Raw genomic sequence first — 21,408 nt, 5'->3', positions numbered from 1 at the left:
ACGCGTCGATCATGGTGCGTGAACGCGCATCGGCTGTCGCCGAGTAGACAAGGCGTGCGGTCGGATCGGTGCCCGCGTCCGGTGAAGACGCAAATCGCGCACTGGCTTAGGCCGGGGCTAACAGCAAACCAACAGCGAGAACAGGCACGATAGCGGTGTGCGAGTGCTGGTGGTCGAAGACGAGAAGTTGCTGGCCGACGCGATTGCGGACGGACTGCGTCGGCATGCGATGGCGGTCGACGTCGCGTACGACGGAGCTGCGGCGCTGGAGCGAGCGGGCGTCAATGACTACGACGTGGTCGTGCTGGACCGGGATCTCCCGAAGGTCTCCGGTGACATTGTTTGCGGCACGCTGATCGAGGCGGGTGGCCAGGCCCGGATTCTTATGCTGACGGCCGCGAGCGCCGTGGCCGAGCGCGTGTCGGGCCTCGGGCTCGGGGCCGACGACTATTTGACGAAGCCATTCGCGTTCGCGGAGCTGGTCGCACGAATCCAGGCGTTGGGGCGACGGGCACGCGCCGCCACTCCCCCAGTGCTGGAACGTTCCGGAATCCGGCTGGACCCGTACCGCTTCGCCGTGACCCGGGACGGTGAGCCGGTGTCGTTATCGCGCAAGGAGTTCGCGGTGCTCGCCGAGCTGCTGCGGGCGGATGGCGGCGTGGTATCGGCCGAACAGCTTTTGGAGAAAGCATGGGACGAGCACATCGACCCCTTCACCGGCGTGGTGCGGTACACCATCATGAACGTGCGCCGGAAGCTCGGCGGGCCGCAGGTGATCGAGACCGAACCCGGCGTGGGGTACCGGATCCGATGAGAGGACGCACGATTCGGCTGCGGCTCACCCTGCTGTACGCGGTGGCCTTCTTCCTGGCCGGCGCGGTGCTCATCGCGCTCATGTACTTCTATCTGAACCAGTCGCTGGAGCGACGGCCAGGAGTCGGTGCGCAGAAGTTGGTTCGGGAGTATCTCGTCGAGCGAGCGGGGCGGACCCGAACGCCGTCCTCGGAGGAGCTGTACAAGGCGCTGCTCGAGCAGGCCGAACAGAATCGGCGGGAGACGTTGCGCGCCATGCTCATGTGGTCGTTGGTGTGCCTGGGGGCGGTGGGTATCGCCGCGGGCGGATTCGGATGGTTGATGGCCGGACGTGCCCTGCACCCGTTGCAGCGGATCACGGCGACCGCGCGGCGCGTTGCCGACACCAGCCTGCACGAACGCATTGCGCTCGAGGGGCCGGAAGACGAGATCAAGGACTTGGCCGACACTTTCGACGCGATGCTGGAGCGCCTGGATCGCGCGTTCGACGGGCAACGCAGGTTCGTCGCGAACGCCTCACACGAACTGCGCACACCGCTGACGATCAACCGGACGCTGATCGAAGTCGCCCTCGACGACCCGGACGCGCCGGAATACACCCGCAGGCTCGGGACGACGCTGCTCGAGGTCAATCACCGCCACGAACGACTCATCGATGGCCTGCTGCTGCTGGCTACCAGCGAACAACGACTGACCCAGCACGACCGTGCCGATCTCGCCGACATCGCCCGCAGCGCGGTCACGGTCGCGACGAAAGCGGCGGAAGGGGCGGGCGTACGGATCACCGCGGACCTCGAAGCAGCCCCTGTGGTCGGTGATCCGCTGTTGTTGGAACGACTCATCCAGAACCTGCTCGACAACGCCGTGCGCTACAACGTTCCCGAGCACGGCTGGGTGTCGGTGCGGTCCCGGTCGATCGGCGACCGAGCCGAGCTCACGGTCGAGAACCGTGGCCCGGCTGTCCCGACCTTCGAGGTCAACGGGCTGTTCGAGCCGTTCCGCCGACTGGCCTCGTCCGAGCGCCTCGCCGACTCCGGCACTCGCGGCGCCGGGCTCGGGTTGTCGATCGTCCGCTCGGTCGCGCAGGCACACGGTGGAGGGGTCTGTGCGGTGGCGCGCCCCGACGGCGGGCTCACCGTGACGGTCGTCCTCCCGGTCACCAGCCGATAGTGCGAGCACTCGACCCAACCGTCGCCGCTGCCACGGGCGCACCCTCGACGAAATCCGAAGGGGATGCGGGCGAGTCCGACACCCGCCCGCCCCAGGATCAGTAGTTGTGGCAGGTGTCGGCGACAGTGCGCAGGTTCTGGATGCGCTCCTGAGCCTGCGGCGAGTCGCGGCGCTCCTCGAACTTGCGCTTGGCGTCCGGGTGCGTGTCCAAGAACTCCTGGGCCCGCTGCTTGCGCTGGTCGACCGGGAGGTTGAGGAACTCCTGGAGCTTCGCCTTGCGGTCGGGGTTCGCGTCGAGGCGGGCGGCGAATTCGGGGAACTGGGCATGGACGGCGGCATCGATCTGCGCGAAGCTGCACGTCGTCTCGAGCAGGGCGCCCGGGCCGGGCTGCGCGGAGGCGGTCGCCGGGATCAGCAGAGCGCTCGCGGCGACCAAGCCGCCGAGTGCCACGGTGGCTCGAACGAATCTCGTCATGTCGAATGACCCTTTCGGTTGGACGTTCGGGTCACTGCGACGTGACCCGAAGCCAAGTCCACCAGGAAGGGTGTTTGGCCAGCGCTAGGGAACCGGTACCGGTTCCCGGACAGCGGATTTCGGCGTCGGGGTGAGCGTCTTGGACAAATCTGTGCGCAGGGTGGTGGCCGAATCGAGCAGGTAATTCTGCCGGACCTTCCACGGGTGGCGGTCGCCCTGGCGCGGGAAGTCGCCGATCGACCGCTGGATGTAGCCGGAGGCGAGATCGAGCAGCGGGTGCTCGTCGAGCTCGCCATGCGGTTCGGGGACTACGGCGGCGTAGCCCTTGCGATCCATGTGGTTGAGGACCTTGCAGATCAGCCGGGAGGTGAGGTCGGCGCGCAGAGTCCAGGAAGCGTTCGTATAGCCGATGCAGACGGCGAAATTGGGGACACCGGTGATCATGGTGCCCTGCCAGACGAACTGCTCGGCCAGGTCGACCCGCCTGCCGTCGACGCTCGGGACGATGCCACCGAAGGCGAGCAGTTGCAGCCCGGTGGCGGTGATCACGACGTCCGCCTCCAGCACCCGCCCCGACCGCAGCCGAATACCTTCCGGCACAAAGCTATCGATATGGTCGGTGACCACATCGGCCTTGCCCTTCTTCATCGCCTTGAAGAAGTCGGCGTCGGGCACGGCGCACAGTCGCTGATCCCACGGGTTGTAGGTGGGCGTGAAATGCTCGGCTACGGCCTTGTCGTCCTTGAGGATTCGAGTGGTGAGACCGGTCAGCAGTTTGCGCGCGGACTCCGGGCGGCGGCGGCAGTACTGGTAGAAGCCGATGTTGAACAGGATGTTCTTGGTGCGGATCACCCGGTGCGCCAGTCGCGGCGGGAGCAGTTCGCGGATCTTGTCGGCCTGCTTGTCCCGGCCAGGGACGGCGCTGATCCAGGTCGGCGAGCGCTGCAGCATCGTCACCAGTTCGGCCTGCTCGGCCATCGCAGGGACCAGGGTGACCGCGGTGGCGCCGCTGCCGATCACGACGACGCGCCTGCCGGCGTAGTCGAGGTGCTCCGGCCAGAACTGCGGGTGCACCACCTGGCCGGTGAACGAGGAGATACCGGGGAATTCAGGCGTGTACGGCTGGTCGTAGTTGTAGTACCCGGCGCAGGCGTAGAGGAAGCCGCAGGTGAGGGTACGCAACTCGATACCGCCGGCCTCGTCGCGGTGTTCGAGCGTCAGCGTCCAGCGGGCGGTCGCGCTGGACCAGTCGGCGGAGACGACTTTGGTGCGGTAACGGATATGCCGGTCGATGCCGTATTCCGTCGCGGTCTCCTCGATATAGCGCAGGATCGACGAGCCGTCGGCGATGGCTTCGGCGTCGCGCCACGGTTTGAACGGGTAGCCGAGCGTGAACATGTCCGAGTCCGAGCGGATGCCCGGATACCGGAACAAGTCCCAGGTGCCGCCCAGGGTGTCACGCGCCTCCAGGATGGCGTAGGTCTTGCCGCGGCACTCGGTCTGCAGCCGGTAGGCCGCGCCGATGCCGGATAGGCCCGCCCCGACGATCACGACATCGAGGTGTTCCGGAGCTGCGACGGTGTCGGTCATGGTTCCAGTGTGCGATCCGTCGGGTCGGCTTCCTTGACTTTGCGCGACAACTATTTGATCCTGAACGACATGTCGGTGATTCGGTCGGCGGGGTTGCGCGGGTTTCGCGCCACGGTGGCCGAGCTGGGCGGAGACGCCGAGGCGCTGGCCATAGCATGCGGATTGCCGGTCGCCGCGCTCGACACCGACGACCTGCTGGTTCCGGATCAGGCGGTGGCCGCGGCGCTCGAGCTGGCCGCACACCAGCTGAACTGCCCCGATCTCGGACTGCGGATCTCCAAGCGCCAAGACCTGGACATGCTCGGCCCACTGGCGCTCGCGATCCGGAACTCGCCCTCGCTGGCCGACGTGCTCGAATGCTCGTCGCGGTACCTGTTCCTGCACGCGCGTTCGCTGAGCCTGACGCTGGAGCCCGACCCGTACGGCGACCGCGGCGTCATCGCGTTGCGCTACGGCGTGCAGCCGGGAATGCCGACACCCATCCAAGGCACGGATCTCGGGCTCGCGTTCGTGCATCGCACCATGCAACGCTTGGTGGACGACCGCTACGGGCTGCGCTCGGTCGAACTCCCCTATCGGCCGCGTGCGCCGATCGCGACCTATGAGGAGTTCTTCGGCGCGCCGGTGCGTGTCGACCGGCCATCGGCGGCGCTTCGGGTGCCGAGCAACCTGCCGACCCGGCCGCTGACCGGCGGCGACGAGAACCTGCACCGGCTGGCCATGGCGTTCCTCGCCGAACAATCCGGCGGCGCGGACGCCGCGATCGAACCGAAGGTGCGCGCCGCCGCGCAACAGCTACTCGGTACCGCACCGCCCGAAATAGGCGCTGTCGCAGGCCTTCTGACCATTCATCCACGCACCCTGCAGCGACGCCTCGCCGCCGAGAACACCTCGTTCGCCACGATCCTCGACGACGTCCGCCGCGACGCGGCGCGGCGGTATCTGACCACAACAGGTATGCCGATGAGTCAGGTCGCCTCGCTGATCGGACTGTCGGAGCAGGCGACATTCACCCGGTGCGCCCGAAGATGGTGGGGAACAACGCCGACCGCATTGCGACGCGACGGCGCGCGCGGACCGACTTAGCGGGCGGCCGTGGAGACGCCTCAATCATTACTGGGAAGGCACGGATCGGCCGCATAGAATCCTCTGGATCGACTGAGAAGGGGCCCGCATGGACACGGTCATCAAGGAGGTCGCCGAGGAGGGCAAGCGGCTGATCGACCGAGCTTGGCTTGGCGAACTGACCCGCGACCAGGCGGTGCACATGTTCGTTCAGTTCGGCGACGGACTGGTTCGCTACGACACCGCGCTGGACATCATCGACGATGGCGTCGAGCGGCTGGCCGCCAATGCCAGACGGCTCCGGGTACTGCGGTGGTGCGCAGCGCTGGAGGTCCCGATGTTCGGCGCGTTCACGCTCCTCGCCCTGCTGCTCGGCGATTACACCACCGCGGTGTTGTCGGTGCTGTTCCTGCTGATTCTGCAGGTCGTCCACCGGAAGTTCCTGCCCTATCCCCTGCCGGTCCGCCACCATCCGTCCGAATAGCCACCCCGCCGCGCAAAGTCGGCGGTTACGCGCACCGGCACGGGCGCCCTGCCCACCGGCACCTCGGCTCGCAGTGGCATAGTGTGCGCCTCATGGACGGAACGACCGGCGCATCGCGGGCCCATCCTTACGAGCCACACGGCGAGGGTGCCGCGTCCAAGTTGAACTGGCTGCGCGCGGGCGTGCTCGGCGCGAACGACGGCATCGTGTCCACCGCGGGCCTCGTCGTCGGCGTCGCCGCGGCGACCACCAGCACGGGTGCCCTCGTCACCGCAGGCATAGCGGGCCTGTTGTCGGGAGCGATCTCGATGGCGGTCGGCGAATACGTCTCGGTCAGCACCCAGCGCGATTCGGAGCGAGCGCAGCTGGCCAAAGAACGCAGGGAACTCACCGACGAGCCGGACTACGAGCTGGCCGAACTCGCAGGGATCTATGAGGCCAAGGGCCTGTCCCCGGCAACCGCGCGCAAGGTCGCGGAGGAGTTCACGGCGCACGACGCGTTCACCGCGCACGCCGAGGCCGAACTCGGCCTGAATCCGAAGGCGCTGACCAATCCCTGGCAGGCGGCGTTCTCCTCGGCGGTGGCGTTCACGATCGGTGCCATGCTGCCGCTGCTGGCCATCCTGCTCCCGCCGGTCACCACGCGCATTCCGGTGACCTTCGCCGCCGTGCTGGCCGCGCTCGCCCTCACCGGTTCGGTCAGCGCCCGCCTCGGTGGAAGCGCCCGCGGCAGGGCCGTAGTGCGGGTCGTGCTCGGTGGTGCGCTGGCCATGGCGGTGACGTACGGCATCGGACAGCTGGCCCAGATTGCCGGAGTGTGAGAAACGCCGGTGCAGAAGTGGTCGAGGTGAAATGGCGGCTGGGGCGGTTGCCCCAGCCGCCATTCGGCTCCGCTCGACGGACCAGCGGCCGGTCGGAGATCAGCGCTTGAATGCGTCCCGTAATTTGTCCGCGGCACGTTTGACGTTTCCACGGGTCCGCTCACGCCGTCCTTCGGCTTCCAGACGGGGGTCCCCGGTCGCTTTGCCGAGAAATTTCCTGACACTGCCCCGGGTGGCCTGCACCCGGTGCGCGATCCGATCATCGAACTTCATCATGACAAATTCCTAGTAGTACCAACGGCGGCCACCGACTGGGCGGCCCATCGCACCGGCCAGCATCAGCACGAGGCCGATGACCAAGACGATGATGCCCGCCGTGGTGAGCAACGAAATTCCGAGCAACCATCCGACGACGAGAAGGACAAGGCCGAGAACAATCATGGTCGCATTTCCTTTTCTCGATAACTATTTCGACGTCGATGCCTGCACGCTGCGGGTGCTTCCGCTGCGCGGAGCATCACCGGCAGGAGCTGTCGCCGGCTTGCCGAACAGCCGGCGCCAGGCCGGCTCGTGGGTCGCCTTCGGTTCGGTCTGCCGACGTTCCCCAGGTGTGCTTGCCGCGAGATCGCGCCGGACCGCCGCCATTTCACGACGTGACTGCCGAAGTTCGCGACGAGCTGCCGCGCCACGCCGCGTAACCCGCCACGCACCGGTCAGCACGAGCGCGAGCCCGAGCATCCCGATCGCACCGAGCACGATCCCGTACCCGAACAGCGCTCCCGTGGAGCCGTGGAAGTGGTAATCGAACGCCGCGAAGTCGCTCGTCAATTGCTGGGCTTCACCGATGTTGCCAACCACAGCGGCGACCCCGATGATCACTGCCGCGATCAAAACTACGAGCCCGATGATGATGATCATGACAATCCCTATTACGTCGATTTTGTATTACAACTCCGCTATTCCCGGCGGCAGAAGAGTCAAACCCGGCACATCGAAAAGTTTGAGCCGGGCGAATCGGTCTATGCGGAAAGCATGACGTACACCATTACTCTGCCCAACGTCACCCGCGAGTCCGCCTCGGCGATCGAAGCGAACCTGCGCGGCGTCAACGGCATCGACTCGGTCGACATCGATGTGCCCTCGGAGCGTGCCATAGTGAATTCCACTCTCACCTACGGCGAGGTCCTCGACGCGATCCGCCAGACCGGCGTCGCCGCCTCCTGACCGAAGCGGCGACAGGCGCTGCCGCCATCGAGGCAGCGCGTGCGGAAATCAGCGCCACCACGTAACGCGGATGAACAGTCCGCATCACCGACGTGCGTTCGCCGCCACATGCGCGATGATGACCCGGTGATGGACCGGTCCCCCGGCCTGGTTGGTGACCAGGTACCGCGACGTGCGAGCCGGACTGCTCGGCCTCGAAGGACCGACTCGCGAACGCCTGCTCGGCTGGGCGAATTCGACGCTGCTGCCGTCGGCGTCGCCCCCACGAGCCCGCGATACCCTGGCGACCAGCTCGCGATCATCACCGACACCACCGAACACGCGCGGCGGTTCGACACCGCACCGCTTGTTCCCGCGGTATCAGCCGCACCGGAGTCGACCGGTGACCTCGCTCCCCCGTGATCTCAGTAGCGGCGGCTCGGGACCCGAACAGGCCGGGCAGGCACCCACTCCCACCAGGTGACACAGCGCCACACCCATTCGAGCGGCCCGTAACGGAAGAACCGCAACCACACAGCGCTGACGATCGCTTGCGCCGCGATGATCGCGACCGCCGAGCCCAGCAGCGCCGCGTAGTTGTCGGAGCCGGACAGTCCCAGCCACGGATCCGCGAGCAGGATCACCGCGGTGGCGCAGACATAATTGGTCAATGCCATGCGCCCGAGCGGCTCGAGCACTTCCGACAGCACCTGCCCCGGCTCGATACGCATCAACAGCAACAGGCCGGTGAGGTAGGCGAGCGCGCCGAACAGGCCTGCAACCGGCGAGGCGGGGGTGGACCACAGCTCGAGGTAGGGCGTGCGGTACTCCCACCGGTCCGCCAGGACGGCGGCGGGCAGCGCGAGGGCGAAGACCGCTCCGATCTGCCAGCCGCGCTCGTCCAGGGTGTCGGCGATCCCGTAGCGGGCGGTGGCCAGGCCGAGCAGGAACAGCCCTGGCACCATGGCCAGCCCGCCGCCGAGGGTCAGCGCCACGGCGAGGGTGACTGCCGTGCCCACGCTCAGCACCACCCAGTTCGGCAGCGCAAACGCGGGCAGCAAAATCACCAACCCGACGATCGCGTACGGCAGCAGCGCCTCCCCCGGTTGGAACTGGTGGTGGACCAGACCGATGGCCCCGAGCGCGAGCAGGCGGCGGACCAGGACAAGTCGCGGTCGGTCGGTCTGCTCGGCCGCGTCGTCCAGGAACAGGGCGAAGCTCAACCCGAATAGGAACGAGAAGATCGGAAAGAACCGTCCTTCGAACGACACCGACAGCACATGCCGGACCGGAACCATCTCGCCCGGTCCTGTCGTAGCAGCCATATCGGTGATCTGCCAGATATCGACCGGCAAGATCCCGCACAGCGCGAAACCACGGACGGCGTCCCATTCGCGAATGCGTGGTCGACCCTGGGCGTAGCGCATGTGTCTCACGGTATCGACCAACCAGACACGTCGGCCGCATTCCTGCGCGGAGATGTCGGCAGATCTCGAGGAGCTTCGTAACATGCGACGGCAGCGCCGAGACCCCCGCGCCCGTAGGGTTTTCGCGCTCAGAAGCCGCCAGGCGTCGTAGGCGGCGGCTCGGGGCCACCCCGCTCCTGTGGAACACAGACCCACTGTCGGTCCGGCGTCAGGTCCCAGTGCGCGATGACACCGCTGTGCGAGCAGTCGTCACCGATCAGATGTTCGTTTCGCGGCACGCACGTCCACTGCCCGTCACGCATGTCCCAGTACGCGGAGACGCCGCCCGCCGAACAATCGCCACCGACCTCGCGCGCGGGTCGCAGGGGCACCAGCTCGGGCGGCGTCGGCGCCTGGAGGGACTTGGCGTGCGGCCAGTCGCGCGCCCGCGTCACCGTGGCGACTGTCGAGTGCGGCGGCTTGCCGTCGGCCGAGTCGCCGACCGGCTGCAGCAGGACGACGATCCCGACCACGAGTGCGAGGAGAGCGGTGATCAACGCCGCGTTGGGGAGGATGCGTGAACTATCGCCGCCACGATCGTCATCGTCGGATCCGCGACCGCTGCCGGATGTGACCATCGATTCGCCTTCGCTGCCGAGTGGGAACTACCGTCACGAACAGCACGCCTGTACAGTAGGCTACCGAAGTTTGCCGATTGACAGATCGGCTTTCAATAGAAGCGTCTTACCAGCTCAGCAAGCATTTAAAAAGTCACCCAGAATTAACTGAAATGCTTTCGGCACGTTGATCGCACCGTCGGCGACGCAAAGAAGCGGAGCTAGGGACTGGCCGCGAGGAAGACAAAAGCCGAGAACAGAGCCAGATGGACGCCGCCTTGCAGGAGGGTGGCCCGCCCTGGCAGAACCGTGAGCCCGCCCACCACGACGGTCAGGGCGAGCAGAACCATCTGAGTCGCGCCGAGCCCGAGCACCAGTGGACCGTCCAGCCAGATGCTTGCCACAGCGATCGCCGGAATGGTCAGGCCGATACTCGCCATGGCCGACCCCAGCGCGAGGTTGAGGCCGATCTGCACTCGGTCGCGGCGGGCGGCCCTGACCGCGGCGAGTGTTTCGGGCAGCAGCACCAGCAGCGCGATCACCACACCGACCGCCGACTGCGGCAGACCCGCCGACTCCACGGCCGACTCGACGGCCGGTGACACCACCTTGGCCAGACCGACAACGCAGACCAGCGAGACGAGCAGCAACGCGAGGCTGCGGAGGGCAGCCCGCACGCTGGGTCGCTCGACGTGCTGGTCGTGCTCGTCGTCGGCGGTGATGACGATGCCGCTTTCGACGGGCAGGAAATCGTCCCGGTGGCGCACGGTCTGCACCAGCACGAACAGTCCGTACAGCGCGAGCGACGCCACCGCGGCGAAGGCCAACTGCGCGGTGGAGAATTCCGGACCCGGCTTACTGGTGGTGAAAGTCGGCAGCACCAGGCTGAGCGTGGCAAGCGTCGCGACCGTGGCCAGCGCCGCGCCGGTGCCCTCGGCGTTGAACACGGCGATCCGCCTGCGCAAAGCACCGATGAGCAGCGCGAGGCCGAAGATTCCGTTGCAGGTGATCATGACCGCCGCGAAGACCGTGTCGCGGGCCAGCGTGGAGGTCTTGTCGCCGCCCGAGCTCATCAGCGTGAGAATGAGCGCGACCTCGATCACGGTCACCGCGATCGCGAGCACCAGCGATCCGAATGGTTCATCGACGCGATGCGCGACCGCCTCGGCGTGGTGCACCGCCGAGAGCACCACGCCGATCAACGCGATCACCACGACTGTTACCGCGATGCCCGGCAGACTGCGCCCCCAAGTGGCTGCGAGGGCGAGGAGAGCGAGGACAGGAACGAGAACGGTCCAGCGGGCGATCGAAACACGGATCATACCCACCATCGTCCCAGCAAATTACTCGCATATCGGACAGCTGAACAACCGCTACTCCCCCGACTGCCGGTTCAGTCGTCCAGATCAATCCGCACGGTGAGCAGGTCGGTGCCGACGAGCCGGACGGCCGCGCTATTGGCGCGCGGCAGGGCGGCGAGCCGGGCGCGCGGGTCGTCGCCGGGCAGCAGGTGCGCGGTGCCGGTGCGCCAGCGTCCGTGTAGGCGAAGCCGAACCCGGTTGTCCACCTTGATGTTCCGGACGTACTGCGAGCGCTCCCCGAACTCGGAGACGAGCCAGAACTCCCGTCCGATCTCGCGGCCGCCGATCGGGGTTACGCGCGGCTGCCCACTGACCCGGCCGGTGGTTTCCAGGAGGGGCTGCCCGGGCAGCCTGCGAAGGATCGGGTTGCCGACCCGGCGCTGGAACGCCGTCACCACCCGATGCTGAATATCGCGCATGTTCGGCATGCGGCGACGGTAACACCGGACGAATCCGTCGGACGGCGGATCGGCCACCTCGGAGGCGCGCGGCCACGGCATGACGTGAATCATCAGCCCTTCACCCCGCCGGCCGTGAGGCCGGAGACGATGCGGCGCTGGAGGAGGACAACGATGATCACGAGCGGGATGGTGACGACGGTGCCCGCGGCCATCACGGAGGTGAACGGCTCCTCATGTGGTTTGCTACCCGCGAACTGGGCGATCGCCACGGTGACCGGTTGAGTCACGTCGTTCGACAGCTGACTGGAGATCAGGTACTCGTTCCAGGACGCGATGAACGCCAGGATCGCCGTCGTGAACACACCCGGCGCGGCCAGGGGCAGCAACACCATCCGGAAGGCCTGTGCCCGGGTGGCTCCGTCGATCCGGGCCGATTCCTCGAGCTCCCACGGCAGTTCCTTGAAGAACGCCGTGAGCGTGTAGACGGTGAGGGGCAGCACGAAGGAGATGTCCGGGACTACCAGCGCCTGGTACGTGCCGAACCACCCGATCGTGGTGAACAGCTGGAACAATGGCGTCAAGAGCGCGACGCCGGGGAACATCGACGCCGCGAGCACAATGCCGAGGACGAGGTGCTTGCCGCGGAAGTTCAACCGGGCAAGTGCGTAAGCGGTGAAGATCCCGAACACGAGACCGATCCCGGTGGTGACTGCGCCGATGATGGTGCTGTTGATCAGCGCCTGGGCGAAGTGGTTACCGGTGTCGGTGGAGAACACGCTCGCGAAGTTCTCCAAGGTGACGTGGGTGGGCCATGGGGTGGTGTCGAATGTGTAGTCGGAGTGCCGGAAGGCGGTGACCACCATCCAGTAGACCGGGCCAAGGCCCCAGGCGACGATCACGGCGAGCCCGAGGTAGGTATGGGCCGACGCGAATCGCGTGCCGAGGCGGCGCCGCACCGGCGAAAGCCCGCCTCGGGTGACGACTGCTGTGGACATGACGTCAGGCCTTTCGCTGCTGCTCTTGGGTCTCGACCACGTTGACGCCCATCACCTTCACGAGCGCGTAGGCGACGGCGAAGATGAACAGGAACGTGATCGTCGACAAGGCGGAGGCGCTGTTGAACCCCTGCCGCATCTGGTCGATGACGAGGATCGAGAGCGTCGTTGTCGCGGTGCCGTCGCCGCCGCCACCGCCGGTGAGGATGGCCGGCAGGTCGTAGATCCGCAGCACGTCGAGCACACGGAAGAGGACCGCGACGAAGATCGCCGGTTTGATCAGTGGAAGTGTGATCAGCCGGAACCGCTGCCAGGCACTCGCACCGTCCACCCGCGCGGCCTCATATACCTCGGCGGGGACCGTCTGCAGTCCGGCCAGGATGAGGAGGGCCACGAACGGGGTGGTCTTCCAGGCGTCGGCGACGACGACGGCGAACCGTGCGGGCCACGTGTCGCCGGTCCACAGGATCTCGGTGCCGAGGATCCTGTTGGCGATGCCGTCATAGGCGAAGACGAAGTACCACAGCTTCGCGGTCACGGCCGTCGGGATCGCCCAGGCCACGAGGATGCTGGTGCGCAGCAGCGCCCGGCCGCGGAACGCGCGATTCATGATCGTGGCGAACCACAGTCCCAGCGCGACCTCGATGGCGACGGTGACGACGGTGAAGAACACGGTGACCCACATCGACTGCCAGAACAGGGAGCCGAGGGTGCCGCTGGGGCACGAGACCGCGGCGCCGGTGGAGTCGGTGCACCGCTGCAGCAGCCAGTGGCTGTAGTTGGACAGGCCGGCGAAGCCCTGGTCGACGAACTTGCCGGTGACCGGGTCGATCGTCGGGTCCTTGAACAGCGACAGCACCATGGCGCTGACCACCGGGTAGAGAATGACGACGCCGAGCAGGATCATCGTCGGCAGAATCAGCAGAATCGCCGCCTTGCTCCACCCCTTGCGTTGTGCCGATGGCGGTTCGCCGGTCGGAAGATCATCCGGGTGGAGCACGGTCTCGGCCGGTCTCTCAACGGGCAGATCTTGCAGGCTCATCACACATCTCCTCTAGGACCCGGCCGCCGCGATGGCGGATCGAATGTCGGCGACGGCTTGGTCCACTGTCTTCTCACCCCTGATCGCGGCATAGGCGTTGTTCTGAACCGCCCGCGTCACCGCAGGGTAGAAGGGGGTGATCGGACGTGGGACCGCGTTCTCGATCGACGTCTTCAACGTGGGGAGATACGGGTGCTGCGCAATCAGCTCCTGGTCGTCGTAGACGTCGGCGTGTACCGGTGCGAGGGAGCCCTGCGACAGAAAGAATTCCTGGGTCTTCTTGTTCATCATGAAAGTCAGGAAGTCATGGGCAGTGGCCTTGTGCCCGGAGTACACGTTGATCGCGACGTTGTGGCCGCCGAGGCTGGAGCTGCCGGTCCCGGTCTTTCCGGGCAGCGGGGCGACGGCGAACTTGCCTGCCACCGCGGAGCTACCCTGCCCGTTCATCAGGCTGTACGCGTAAGGCCAATTACGCATGAACATCAGGTTGCCGCTCTGGAAGGCCTGGCGGGCCTGCTCCTCCTGGAACGTGACCGCCTCGCGCGGGATGTCGCCGTTCCGGTAGGCGTCGACGAGCGACTGTAGTCCGGCCTTGGCCTCGGGGCTGTCGATGGTCGGTGTCAGCCCGTCCGCACCGATGATCGAGCCGCCCGCCGTGGTGATGGCTTCGGCCGCGTTCACGGTGAGACCCTCGTACTTGGCGTACTGACCGGCGTAACACCCGATTCCGGCGGACCGCGCGGTACTACACCGCGCGATCAGCTCATCCCAGGTGGCGGGCGGGTGGTCCACGAGATCGGTGCGGTAGTAGAGCAGTGCGCCGTCGCTGACCTGCGGGGCCGCGTACAAGATGTCGCCGTAGCGTGCGCTCGTCACGGTGGGCTCGAGCAGCTCGGCGGTGTCGATTCCCATCTGGCCCTCGAGCGGCTGCAGCCATCCGCGGGCCGCGAACTCGGCCGTCCAGACGAGGTCGACGACGACGACGTCGTACCCGGTGTCGCGGGACTGGAAGTGCTGTACCAGGTCTTCGTGCTGCTGGTCGGGCTTGTTGGATTGTTCTTCGAGCGTCACCTCCTCGCCGGGGTGGGTCGCGTTCCATGCGTCGATGAGGGGCCGGATGACGTTCGAGTTGTCCTTGCCCTGCACATAGGTGATGGGTCCGCGTCCGTCGAGGTTGTCGTGTTCTGCTTGCGCGGCAGCCCTGATTCCCTGGTCCGCACAGGACGTCGCGGCCAGCATGATTCCGGCGGCGAGCAGTGCGATCGCGCCATGTCTCATCGGTCGTGTTCCGGTTCCGTCAGCCATACCGAGGTGTCGGCCGGGGGCTGCGAGCGAGATTGACGTCCTTTCCCGCCTGAAGGCGGGAGATTCCGGTCTGTGCGGGCTGAGCCGCGCTTCCGGTGGGTTCCTGCTTCACCGCCGGTCGCTCGGCCGAAACCGAGTCTGACACCAGCTCCACAGGCGTTGGGCTGTCCGCACGTCCTGCGGCCAGAATGTTCTTTGCGGCGTTCGAATCCCGATCATGGGTTGTGCCGCACGTGCAGGTCCATGCGCGGACGTGCAGGGGTTTCTTGCCCGACAGCGTGCCGCACACCGAGCACAGCTGCGTGGACGGGAACCAGCGATCCACCTTGCGATAGTGTCGGCCGTACCGCGCGGACTTCTCCTCCAACATGCGGGTGAACATCGCCCAGCCCGCATCGTGAACCGACTTCGCCAACCTGGTACGCGCAAGACCCTTGACGCACAGGTCCTCGACGTACACCGCTTGGTTGTCGCGGATGATCATCGTGGACTGCTTGTGCATCCAATCCCTGCGCGTATCGGACACTTTGGCGTGTGCCTTGGCGACCCGCAGCCGTGCCTTACCCCGGTTCGCCGAGCCTTTCTGCTTGCGCGACAACGACTGTTGCGCCTCGCGGAGCTTGCGTTCCGCGCGGCGAAGGAACCTCGGATTGTCGATCATCGTCCCGTTCGACAACACCGCGAACGAGGTCAACCCCAGATCGATACCGACCTCGGAATCCGACTGCGGCAGCGCCACGGTCTCTACCTCGACCACGAACGACGCGAAATACCTGCCCGACGTATCCTTGATCACCGTCACGCTCGACGGGTCCGTCGGCAACTCCCGCGACCAGCGGACGCGAACATCTCCGATCTTCGGCAACCTCAGCTTCCGGCCCGATGTCACCGCAAACCGTGAGTTCTTCGTGAACCTGATCGCCTGCCGATTGTCCTTGCGGGACCGGAACTTCGGGGGCGCAACCTTCGCGCCCTTCCGCTTGCCGCTCACCGAGGCGAAGAAGTTCCGGTACGCGGTATTCAGGTCGGCAAGAGCCTGTTGAAGAACCACGGACGACACTTCCCGGAGCCATTCCCGCTCCGGAGTTCGCTTCGACTCGGTGAGCCGCTTCGACAAATCGCCGTCGCTGATTCGCCGCCCGGTCCCGAAAGCTTCCCGCCGGGCGTGCAGTGCATCGTTGTACACCACACGGGCACATCCGAATGCCTTCGCCAACGACCGCTGTTGTCCCACAGAGGGATTCAAGCGGAAGTTGTACCGAAGCTGCACACCCCAATACTAGGGCGGCTGGTCGCCGCCCTGCCCGCGGCCAGGACGGAAGAGGTACCGGTCACGGGCGCCCGGCTCGTCGCGCAACGCGGCCTGGAACCAGCGGTGGTCGCTGGAGGTGTGGTTGGGAACGATGTCGAGAACTACCCGGATGCCCAGCTCGTGGGCCTCGGCGATGAAGGCCTCGCCCTGCTCGAGGGTGCCGTATGACGGTTCGACGTTCCGGAAGTCGGCGACGTCGTAGCCGGCGTCGGCCATCGGCGACGGGTACCACGGGTTGATCCACACGGCATCGATACCGAGTGCAGCCAGGTACGGGAGCTTCGATCGCAATCCGGTCAGATCGCCTATGCCGTCGCCGTTCCCGTCGGCGAAGCTGCGGATGTAGACCTGGTAGACGACGGCCGTCTTCCACCACGGTTCCGTTTCACGGGCCGTAGGGGGGTTTGCGGCCGACTGCACGGACTGGGACATCGAATCTCCTCGAGACGCTACGTAAACGTTTGCCTATATAGAGTCATCGCAGCGCTGCGGCGCAAGGTCGATGCCGCGATTGTCGTCGCATTTCCGCTCGCCCTTCCGGGAGCGGATCCAACTCGCGGAGATGGGCGTATCGGTGGTTGTCGTCGGCACCCACGCCGGTGTTTTCCCGCATACCGCTCTCCTGCGGCGGTACTCGGTGCGTCAGGCTGCAACTCCTAGTCGAGCAGCGGGAACCGGCCCGAGTCGAGCAACCCGGCGATCGCGTCCAACTTCGCTTGCGGCGCCGCGTAATCCGGGTGCGCGCGCAGCACCGACGCCGCATCGTGCAGCTGGATCATCTGCTGTTCGGCCACCGCCGCGGTGCGCCCGCCTCGGCTTACCGCATGCCTGGCGAAAACCGGCGCACGCGGGTCGACGCGACCGAGGGCGAGCGCCTTGTCTACCCGGCGCGAACAGCGGCAGAACGCCGTCGGGTCGATGAGACCACAGGTCGCGTTCAAGAAGTTGCCGAGCCGTTTCTTGGCCCGCTCCAACCGTTTTCGGTAGGCGACAGGAGTGATGTCGAGGATCCACGCGGAATCGACGGAGGTCAGCTCGAACACCTCGCCGAGCACGAAGGCGATCCGCTCGTCGCGAACCAGACATTGCAACATGGCCTGGCTGCAGTTGAGCCGCACTTCGGCGGTCAGCAGCGTCGCCTCCGGCCCGCGGTAGTCGGCGTCCGCCAGCCCATCGGCCAGCCCTTCCCGATAGGTGTCGAGGCTGACCTGCGCGGCCTCCTGCGGGGTCTGCCGCTTCAGATTCAGCAGGTAGTTGACGCCGATCCGGTAGGCCCAGGTGAGCAGCTTCGCCTCGGCACGCCAGGTGTGCAGGTGGCCGAGGACGCGCAGCAGGATCTCCTGCGTCGCGTCCTCGGCCTCCGAAGGCCGCCAGACCATGCGCAGGGCCAGCCGGTAGAGCGGGTCCTGCAGCAGCCGCACCACCTGTGCCACAGCCTCCCGGTCGCCCGCGACCGCGCGGGCGACCACGGCCTTCTCCTCGTCCGCGCCCAGGTCGTGCTCCGTGCCCATTCGGCCATCATTCGGCGTGCCATCGGAACGCGCAAGAAGCACTGATCAGGTGAGGTCAGGACCGTACGGCGGGCGCACCGAGCACAGCATGCCGGTCCAGCCAGTCCGCGACCGCCCGGCCGATCTCCTCCGGCCTGTCCTCCGGCGCGTGGTGCCCGGCCGGGCCGATCGGCGCGACCTCGGCGCTCGCGAATGTGGTCGCGGCCCACTCGACCACCTCTGGCGACCCGAGCCCGACCCCGTTCTCCAGCGCCATCACCAGTTTGGGCACCTCGGGCGTCGCGGCTGCCCAGGTGCCGTAATTTCGCACGATGGCGACGACGTCGGCGGGTTCGCCGTCGAGCGGGAACTCCCTGGGCCACACCAGCAGCGGCTTGCGCGAGGCCCGGGTCGGATACGGCGCCCGGTACACGTCGTGGTCCTCGGCGGAGAGATCGGCCACTCCCCTGGGAAGGTTGAACTCGATGAAGGTGTTCTCCTCCAACACCATTCGCTCGCCCTCGGCCGAGCGGAACTTGCGGAACAGCTCGGCGCCGAGCCCGGGCAGTTCGTCCCAGCGCATCGGCCGCAGGAAGGTCTCGATCAGCGCGATGCCGCGAACCCGGCCGGGATGCCGTGCGGCCCAGTCCATACCGAGCGCTCCACCCCAGTCGTGGCCGACCAGGACCACCTGGTCCAGCCCGAGCGCGTCGAACCAGGCATCCAGGTACGTGGCGTGCTCGGTGAAGCGGTAGCCGATATCGGGCTTGCCCGACTCCCCCATCCCGATCAGGTCGGGCGCCAGCGCCCTGGTCCGATCCGCGACGTGCGGTACCACGTTGCGCCACAGGTGCGACGACGTCGGGTTGCCATGCAGGAACACCACCGGCACCGTCCCCTCGCCGGTGTCGCGGTAGTTGATGAACGAGTCGAGAATGTCGACGGTAGGCATAAGGTTGTCCTCCAGGTATCGGCTTGCTCCCTATGCCTGTTTTCGACACACGATCACGGTAGGTTGTGACCGCCCTTCAAGTGACGCTTGTCACACCCCGGAGGGCCGGAGACATCCGCGGGAATGCAGTAGGCGGGTTTGCGGATACTGAAGATCAGCTGAGAAACTTTCGGGCGCAGCGCCGCACGCTTGCCAAGGCCACCACGAGCTATCTACTGTCTTGATACGTAGCACGAAGCGTAGTCGAGACGGAGAAACAACGGTGCGGCAGCGACTGGTGAGCAACCGGTTACGGGTAACCCAGGCAGCCGACACGGACCGGATTCCGATTCACCCCTGATCATCACGAGCGAGCTCGGAGTCGGTGCGGCTCGACACCTCGGGACCTCCCCTCATCAGCCCCGTGGTGCCGTAGAGTGCGGTTCTCGGACTGGACACCCGTCCGCACAGCCGCGCCACCGGTCTCCCTCGTGAGTAGCCGTCCCCGAGTCGGCGCCGGCACGGCGGCTCGGGGGCGGGCCCGCATCCCTATCGACCTGACCAGCCACCTTGGCATACCGGCGAATATCGTCCAGCTGTGCCGAATCTCATAGGCGCCGTTCGGTTATTTCGTCACGGCCACCGGATACCTTGGCGCCGGTTACAGTTGGAGTGCGTTGGCGTTAGGAAGTTCGATGAAGTTCACAGCACAACAACTGGCTCGGATAGCCCTCGTGGTCGCGGCATTCGTCGGACTGGCATGGCTTTCCGTCGGCTGCGGCGACTCGGCCGCGAAAGTGGCGTGCGGTTCCGGCCGCGCGTGCAGCGACACGCCGGCACCTGTACCCAGCCGCGACGCGCTCGCGCTGCTCGATTCCCTGCGTGTCGCGGGCCGCGCGGCCAAAACCGGTTACAGCCGTGACGAATTCGGCCCGCCCTGGTCCGACGACGTCTCGGTGCCCGGCGGCGACAACGGCTGTGACACCCGAAACGACATCCTGCAGCGCGACCTTACCGACGTGGCGTTCAAGTCGGGCAAGTGCGTCGTCGCGACCGGCACGCTGAACGACCTCTACACGGGAAAGACCATCCACTTCGTGCGTGGCACCAAGACCTCCGACGAGGTGCAGATCGATCACGTCATCGCGCTGTCGGACGCCTGGCAGAAAGGCGCACAGCAGCTTTCCGCCGAACGCCGCCGCGACCTGGCCAACGACCCACTGAACCTGCAGGCGGTTGACGGACCGACCAACCAGTCCAAGAGCGATTCCGACGCAGCGTCCTGGCTGCCACCGAACAAGGGCTACCACTGCGCGTACCTGACCAGGCAAATCCAGGTGAAAGCGGCCTATCGGCTCTGGGTCACCCAGCCCGAAAAAGATGTCATGATCCAGAAACTGAGCACCTGCCCCTGACCACTACAACAACTCGACGACCACCTTGCCGAATGGATCACCGGTGCGCAGGTGGTGGTAGGCGGCCTCCGCTTCGTCGAAGGGAAAGACCTGATCGATCACCGGACGCATCCGATGCTCGGTAATCGATCGGTTCATTGCTTCGAAATCGGCTCTGCTGCCTACCGCGATCCGACGAATGGACAGATACGACGTCCCGAATAGGTTGCCGGTGGGCGCATCCTCGGCGGGCATTGCGCCGACCATCGTGATCCGTGCGTTGTACGCACCCGACCGCACAGATCTCGCCAATGTCGGCAACCCCACCGCATCCAGAACGTGTTCCACGCCGTCGCCGCCGGTGCGGTCCAGCACGGCCCGCTCCCAGTCCGGCGTCCGGCTCCGATCGATCACCTCGTCGGCGCCGAGCTTGCGCAGCCGCTCGGCCTTGCCCTCGTTGGAGGTAACCGAAACAACCTCGGCTCCCAGCATTTTGGCGTGCTGCACACCGAACAGCGCGACTGCTCCGCTGCCGACGATCAGTACGGTCTCCCCCGGCAAGACCGGAAGCGGCGCGGTGAGCGCCGCCCAGGCCACCACGCCCGCGCAGGTCAGCGTAGCCGCTTCGACGTCGGTGAGATGCCCGGGGACGTGCACCACCGAATCCTCCTCCAGCACCGCGTACGTGGCGAGCATGCCGTGATAGGTGGCGCCGTACTGTTCCAGGACATGAGACTGCCGTTGCGGACCGTCGATCCACCGGACGAAATACGTCGCGGTCACCCGGTCGCCCACTGCGGCACGGGACACCTTGTCGCCAACCGCGATCACTTCGCCGACGCCATCGGAGAGCGGCACGATCCCAGGCGCGGCCGGCAGCGGATAGGTACCGTCCAGCAGCATCAGGTCGCGCCGGTTCAGCGACGCGGCGAGCACGCGAATCACGACCTGGTGCGAACCCGGCTCCGGCGTCGGCTGCGGTGCGGTGGTCAGACCGGCCGCGCCGTGCGTCGAGTCCAGGTGGTAGGCAACCGCGCTGATCACGCGACCCCGATGTACTGGTGGTCCCACCGGATCCGGCCCTCGCCGTCGAGCGCGACGACGTCGTATCCGCCGCCGGCAACCGCCCTGTCTTCCCTGGTCACCATCCGCCAGCTGAGGCCGATCAGGTTGGCCGACAGGCGGACCGTCGGCCCGCTCGGCGTGAACATGTGCTCGCCGGGAGCGATGAACATTTCGTAGGCGCGGCCGACACGACGGTCCAATGCTTCGTAGCCGCGGATCTCCACGGTCGGGATCGGGAAGGACAGCGCGGTGAGCGCCTCGCGCAGTGCCTGCGGCGGATCCACCAGCACCTGCGCGCCGTCCACCGCCCACAGCTCCCTGACCCGCTTGTGCCGGATTTCGGCGTCGGGCTCGTTCCACATCGCGACGTACCGGTCGGTGAAGTCCGTCAGCTGCTGGTCATCGGTTTGGTTGCTCATGCGACAGAGTTTCGCCGGTCGCGTTGTCGCGTGCGATTCCCCGCGGGGA

Annotated in this window: 24 protein-coding genes and 1 pseudogene; 7 read left to right on the top strand and 18 right to left on the bottom strand. The window is 66.5% G+C overall.

The window, feature by feature from the left end:
- Nucleotides 1-157: 157 nt before the first annotated feature.
- Both OHB12_RS31030 and OHB12_RS31025 read left to right on the top strand, forming a co-directional pair.
- Nucleotides 158-814, top strand: coding sequence for a response regulator transcription factor (locus tag OHB12_RS31030; protein WP_327113272.1), 657 nt, complete (start codon nucleotides 158-160; stop codon nucleotides 812-814).
- Entirely contained in the window at nucleotides 811-1,983 is a 1,173-nt protein-coding gene (locus OHB12_RS31025; RefSeq protein ID WP_327113271.1) for a sensor histidine kinase, read from the top strand. Before OHB12_RS31030 ends, OHB12_RS31025 begins: the two co-directional genes overlap by 4 nt.
- Nucleotides 1,984-2,080: 97 nt before the next feature.
- Here the strand turns inward: OHB12_RS31025 and OHB12_RS31020 are convergent, their stop codons facing one another.
- Nucleotides 2,081-2,458, bottom strand: a complete 378-nt coding sequence (locus OHB12_RS31020) for a hemophore-related protein (RefSeq protein WP_327113270.1) — start codon at nucleotides 2,456-2,458, stop codon at nucleotides 2,081-2,083.
- A gap of 84 nt (nucleotides 2,459-2,542) precedes the next feature.
- Nucleotides 2,543-4,048 carry a flavin-containing monooxygenase gene (locus OHB12_RS31015; protein WP_327113269.1) on the bottom strand — a complete coding sequence of 502 codons (1,506 nt, stop codon included), beginning with the start codon at nucleotides 4,046-4,048 and terminating at the stop codon, nucleotides 2,543-2,545.
- A gap of 33 nt (nucleotides 4,049-4,081) precedes the next feature.
- Here OHB12_RS31015 and OHB12_RS31010 point away from each other — a divergent pair, with 33 nt between their 5' ends.
- The 3 genes from OHB12_RS31010 to OHB12_RS31000 all read left to right on the top strand — a co-directional run bounded on the left by OHB12_RS31010 (nucleotide 4,082) and on the right by OHB12_RS31000 (nucleotide 6,418).
- Nucleotides 4,082-5,134: an AraC family transcriptional regulator gene (locus OHB12_RS31010; RefSeq protein WP_327113268.1), complete on the top strand. Its 1,053-nt coding sequence runs from the start codon at nucleotides 4,082-4,084 to the stop codon at nucleotides 5,132-5,134.
- A gap of 88 nt (nucleotides 5,135-5,222) precedes the next feature.
- Nucleotides 5,223-5,597 carry a hypothetical protein gene (locus tag OHB12_RS31005; RefSeq protein WP_327113267.1) on the top strand — a complete coding sequence of 125 codons (375 nt, stop codon included), beginning with the start codon at nucleotides 5,223-5,225 and terminating at the stop codon, nucleotides 5,595-5,597.
- Nucleotides 5,598-5,689: 92 nt separating this feature from the next.
- Entirely contained in the window at nucleotides 5,690-6,418 is a 729-nt protein-coding gene (locus OHB12_RS31000) for a VIT1/CCC1 transporter family protein (protein ID WP_327113266.1), read from the top strand.
- 99 nt (nucleotides 6,419-6,517) lie between these two features.
- On the opposite strand, the gene OHB12_RS30995 is transcribed toward OHB12_RS31000, so the two are convergent.
- The 3 genes from OHB12_RS30995 to OHB12_RS30985 are packed head-to-tail and all read right to left on the bottom strand — an operon-like array spanning nucleotide 6,518 to nucleotide 7,246.
- Nucleotides 6,518-6,694 (bottom strand): CsbD family protein, encoded by a 177-nt coding sequence (locus tag OHB12_RS30995; RefSeq protein ID WP_327113264.1) that lies wholly within the window; start codon nucleotides 6,692-6,694, stop codon nucleotides 6,518-6,520.
- A gap of 9 nt (nucleotides 6,695-6,703) precedes the next feature.
- Nucleotides 6,704-6,859: a DUF6131 family protein gene (locus OHB12_RS30990; RefSeq protein WP_327113262.1), complete on the bottom strand. Its 156-nt coding sequence runs from the start codon at nucleotides 6,857-6,859 to the stop codon at nucleotides 6,704-6,706.
- A gap of 24 nt (nucleotides 6,860-6,883) precedes the next feature.
- Nucleotides 6,884-7,246: a hypothetical protein gene (locus OHB12_RS30985; protein WP_327113260.1), complete on the bottom strand. Its 363-nt coding sequence runs from the start codon at nucleotides 7,244-7,246 to the stop codon at nucleotides 6,884-6,886.
- Between OHB12_RS30985 and OHB12_RS30980 the strand changes: the two genes are divergently transcribed.
- A complete protein-coding gene (locus OHB12_RS30980; RefSeq protein ID WP_327113258.1) occupies nucleotides 7,247-7,642 on the top strand; it encodes a heavy-metal-associated domain-containing protein in 396 nt (131 codons plus the stop codon).
- A gap of 404 nt (nucleotides 7,643-8,046) precedes the next feature.
- Here OHB12_RS30980 and OHB12_RS30975 read toward each other — a convergent pair whose 3' ends face one another.
- The 11 genes and pseudogenes from OHB12_RS30975 to OHB12_RS30925 all read right to left on the bottom strand — a co-directional run bounded on the left by OHB12_RS30975 (nucleotide 8,047) and on the right by OHB12_RS30925 (nucleotide 18,502).
- Entirely contained in the window at nucleotides 8,047-9,048 is a 1,002-nt protein-coding gene (locus OHB12_RS30975) for a DUF418 domain-containing protein (RefSeq protein ID WP_327113256.1), read from the bottom strand.
- 128 nt (nucleotides 9,049-9,176) lie between these two features.
- Nucleotides 9,177-9,665 carry a hypothetical protein gene (locus OHB12_RS30970; RefSeq protein WP_327113254.1) on the bottom strand — a complete coding sequence of 163 codons (489 nt, stop codon included), beginning with the start codon at nucleotides 9,663-9,665 and terminating at the stop codon, nucleotides 9,177-9,179.
- A 200-nt stretch (nucleotides 9,666-9,865) separates the two neighbouring features.
- A complete protein-coding gene (locus tag OHB12_RS30965) occupies nucleotides 9,866-10,966 on the bottom strand; it encodes a calcium:proton antiporter (protein ID WP_327113252.1) in 1,101 nt (366 codons plus the stop codon).
- A gap of 71 nt (nucleotides 10,967-11,037) precedes the next feature.
- Entirely contained in the window at nucleotides 11,038-11,433 is a 396-nt protein-coding gene (locus OHB12_RS30960) for a nitroreductase/quinone reductase family protein (protein WP_327121641.1), read from the bottom strand.
- A gap of 83 nt (nucleotides 11,434-11,516) precedes the next feature.
- Complete coding sequence (locus tag OHB12_RS30955; RefSeq protein ID WP_327113250.1) at nucleotides 11,517-12,401, bottom strand: carbohydrate ABC transporter permease; 885 nt, start codon at nucleotides 12,399-12,401, stop codon at nucleotides 11,517-11,519.
- A gap of 4 nt (nucleotides 12,402-12,405) precedes the next feature.
- Entirely contained in the window at nucleotides 12,406-13,443 is a 1,038-nt protein-coding gene (locus OHB12_RS30950) for a carbohydrate ABC transporter permease (RefSeq protein ID WP_327113248.1), read from the bottom strand.
- A gap of 12 nt (nucleotides 13,444-13,455) precedes the next feature.
- The gene (locus OHB12_RS30945; RefSeq protein ID WP_327113246.1) at nucleotides 13,456-14,721 is read right to left on the bottom strand and encodes an ABC transporter substrate-binding protein; all 1,266 of its coding nucleotides are present in this window, start codon (nucleotides 14,719-14,721) and stop codon (nucleotides 13,456-13,458) included.
- A 19-nt stretch (nucleotides 14,722-14,740) separates the two neighbouring features.
- Nucleotides 14,741-15,982 carry an RNA-guided endonuclease InsQ/TnpB family protein gene (locus OHB12_RS30940; protein WP_327113244.1) on the bottom strand — a complete coding sequence of 414 codons (1,242 nt, stop codon included), beginning with the start codon at nucleotides 15,980-15,982 and terminating at the stop codon, nucleotides 14,741-14,743.
- A gap of 48 nt (nucleotides 15,983-16,030) precedes the next feature.
- Nucleotides 16,031-16,492, bottom strand: a pseudogene (locus OHB12_RS30935) (alpha-amylase family glycosyl hydrolase); the annotation flags it as partial.
- A 224-nt stretch (nucleotides 16,493-16,716) separates the two neighbouring features.
- Nucleotides 16,717-17,571, bottom strand: coding sequence for an RNA polymerase sigma factor (locus OHB12_RS30930; protein ID WP_327113242.1), 855 nt, complete (start codon nucleotides 17,569-17,571; stop codon nucleotides 16,717-16,719).
- Nucleotides 17,572-17,626: 55 nt separating this feature from the next.
- On the bottom strand, nucleotides 17,627-18,502 hold the full coding sequence (locus OHB12_RS30925) for a haloalkane dehalogenase (RefSeq protein WP_327113240.1): 876 nt from the start codon (nucleotides 18,500-18,502) through the stop codon (nucleotides 17,627-17,629).
- A gap of 674 nt (nucleotides 18,503-19,176) precedes the next feature.
- On the opposite strand from OHB12_RS30925, the gene OHB12_RS30920 reads away from it, so the two are divergent.
- Nucleotides 19,177-19,896, top strand: a complete 720-nt coding sequence (locus OHB12_RS30920; protein WP_327113238.1) for an HNH endonuclease family protein — start codon at nucleotides 19,177-19,179, stop codon at nucleotides 19,894-19,896.
- Nucleotides 19,897-19,899: 3 nt separating this feature from the next.
- Here the strand turns inward: OHB12_RS30920 and OHB12_RS30915 are convergent, their stop codons facing one another.
- Nucleotides 19,900-20,919: a zinc-dependent alcohol dehydrogenase family protein gene (locus OHB12_RS30915; RefSeq protein WP_327113236.1), complete on the bottom strand. Its 1,020-nt coding sequence runs from the start codon at nucleotides 20,917-20,919 to the stop codon at nucleotides 19,900-19,902.
- Nucleotides 20,916-21,359: a hypothetical protein gene (locus OHB12_RS30910; RefSeq protein ID WP_327113234.1), complete on the bottom strand. Its 444-nt coding sequence runs from the start codon at nucleotides 21,357-21,359 to the stop codon at nucleotides 20,916-20,918. Before OHB12_RS30910 ends, OHB12_RS30915 begins: the two co-directional genes overlap by 4 nt.
- Nucleotides 21,360-21,408: the final 49 nt, after the last annotated feature.

Origin of the sequence: Nocardia sp. NBC_01730 (assembly GCF_035920445.1) — a bacterium.
Classification (GTDB): domain Bacteria; phylum Actinomycetota; class Actinomycetes; order Mycobacteriales; family Mycobacteriaceae; genus Nocardia.
Note: the sequence above shows the minus strand (reverse complement) of the source record. Positions and strands in the feature narration are given on the sequence as shown.